This window comes from Polaromonas sp. P1_E3 (assembly GCF_056405935.1).
The window spans coordinates 1-2,317 of sequence record NZ_JBFUBD010000406.1 but is presented as its reverse complement, the minus strand read 5'-3'; the positions used below and the strand labels follow the sequence as shown (position 1 = coordinate 2,317).

3 protein-coding genes and 1 pseudogene are annotated in these 2,317 nt (G+C 55.4%); all 4 read left to right on the top strand.

What is annotated here, in order from left to right:
- A pseudogene (locus AC1D0Z_RS19840) lies at positions 1–320 on the top strand (ribonucleoside-diphosphate reductase subunit alpha); the annotation flags it as partial.
- Positions 321–451: 131 nt separating this feature from the next.
- Positions 452–1,678, top strand: coding sequence for a ribonucleotide-diphosphate reductase subunit beta (locus AC1D0Z_RS19835; protein ID WP_477659892.1), 1,227 nt, complete (start codon positions 452–454; stop codon positions 1,676–1,678).
- 32 nt (positions 1,679–1,710) lie between these two features.
- Positions 1,711–1,863, top strand: coding sequence for a hypothetical protein (locus AC1D0Z_RS19830; protein WP_477659891.1), 153 nt, complete (start codon positions 1,711–1,713; stop codon positions 1,861–1,863).
- 14 nt (positions 1,864–1,877) lie between these two features.
- Positions 1,878–2,317 (top strand): histone H1-like repetitive region-containing protein (locus AC1D0Z_RS19825; RefSeq protein ID WP_477659890.1); only part of this gene is annotated, 440 nt, incomplete at its 3' end.

Here is a 2,317-nt window from a genome sequence, read left to right as displayed (position 1 = left end):
GGATTGACCAGGCGCAGTCGCTCAACATCTACATGGCAGGCGCCTCGGGCAAAAAACTCGACGACACCTACAAGCTCGCCTGGTTGCGCGGCCTCAAGACCACCTACTATCTGCGGACGCAGAGTGCGACACACGCCGAGAAATCAACCGTGACCGCGGGCAAGATGAACTCGGTTTCATCCGGTGCCGCGACGGCAGGCGGCGGCATGAGCGCACTCGAAGCGGCAGCAGCCGCGGCGCAAGCGCAGATGAACGCAACGCCCGCGACGGACATCAAGTTCTGCGCGATCGATGACCCAGGTTGCGAGGCCTGCCAATAAAAAATCGAATCGTGCGCGGAGCTTCATCGCACGATTCGATGTAATTGAGCAACACAATTTTGTAGCGATGTGAATGAACACTTTTCATTTTGTATCGCTGCTTTCATAATCCCAAAGTATTGGAAACCTCTATGTTGACCTGGGACGAAGAAGTCAAACCATCTTTGCAAACATCTCACAACAGCGGCTTGCCTGAAGGCCGCTCGATGGAACTTCCGCCTCTTTCTTCGAACACTGCCGAGCAGCCCCAGGCGCAGGTGCGCATGCTTAACGATGGCGCGTTCACACCTGCGCAAGCTGCAGTACCTTCCACGCCTGCCGCCGCAGCACCCGCAAAAGCGCAACGCGTCAAAGCCTCCGACAAGCGCATCATCAACGGCCAGACCGACGTCAACCAGCTGGTGCCGTTCAAATACAAATGGGCCTGGGAAAAATACCTCGCCACTTGCGCCAACCACTGGATGCCGCAGGAAGTGAACATGACGCGCGACATCGCGCTCTGGAAAGACCCGAACGGCCTGACCGAAGACGAACGCCGCCTGGTCAAGCGCAACCTCGGTTTCTTTGTGACCGCCGATTCCCTGGCCGCCAACAACATCGTGCTGGGCACCTACCGTCATATCACAGCGCCTGAATGCCGCCAGTTCCTGTTGCGCCAGGCTTTTGAGGAAGCAATCCACACCCATGCCTATCAGTACATCACTGAATCGCTGGGCCTGGACGAAGCCGAAATCTTCAACGCTTATAACGAAGTGCAATCGATCAAGGACAAGGACCAGTTCCTGATTCCTTTCATTGAAGTCATCTCCGACCCCCACTTCAAGACCGGCACCACCGAGGCTGACCAGACCCTGCTGAAGTCGCTGATCGTATTTGCCTGCCTGATGGAAGGCCTGTTCTTCTACGTGGGCTTCACGCAGATTCTTGCCCTGGGCCGTCAGAACAAGATGACCGGCGCCGCCGAGCAGTACCAGTACATCCTGCGCGACGAGTCGATGCACTGCAACTTCGGTATCGACCTGATCAACCAGCTGAAGCTGGAAAACCCCCATCTCTGGACCGCAGAGTTCAAGGCCGAGATCAAGGCCCTGTTCATGAAAGCCGTCGAACTGGAATATCGCTATGCCGAAGACACCATGCCCCGCGGCGTGCTCGGCCTCAACGCCTCCATGTTCAAAGGCTACCTCCGCTACATTGCCAATCGCCGCGCCACGCAGATCGGACTTGAAACTCTCTTCCCTAACGAGGAGAATCCGTTCCCATGGATGAGCGAAATGATCGATCTGAAAAAAGAGCGTAACTTTTTTGAAACCCGTGTGATCGAGTACCAGTCCGGTGGTGCCCTTTCCTGGGATTGATTGACAAGAAAAAGACGCGAGACAAGCGACCAATGATTTCAAGAATTGCAATGACCGATGACAGCACCGAAGAGTGCGCGTTGGGCATTGCTCCTGTGTTCGCGGCGCTGGGACCGGTTTATCCGGGGCCCAACGCCGTGAATCGCTTTACGTACTCCAACCGTGAAGTGCTCTTTGCAACGTGATCAAGGAGAAAACTATGGCAACTGCGAAAAAAACTGCGGCTAAAAAAGCTGCTCCAAAGAAAGCCCCTGCTAAAAAAGTAGCGGCTAAGAAGGCTCCTGCGAAAAAAGCAGCAGCGAAAAAAGCTCCGGCTAAAAAAGCTCCAGCGAAAAAAGTAGCGGCCAAAAAGCCAGCTGCGAAAAAATCGCCAGCGAAAAAGCCAGCAGCCAAGAAGGTAGCGGCCAAGAAGCCAGCAGCGAAAAAAGCTGYAGCGAAAAAGCCAGCAGCCAAGAAGGCCGCGAAAAAGGTAGCGAAGAAACCAGCGGCCAAGAAAGCCGCTGCGAAAAAGCCTGCCGCCAAGAAAGCAGCGAAAAAGCCCGCTGCGAAGAAAGCCGCGAAAAAACCTGCTGCCAAAGCTGCGAAAGCACCTGCTGCAGCGGCTGCCCCTGCGGCTCAGACTACTCTGAACCCGCAAGC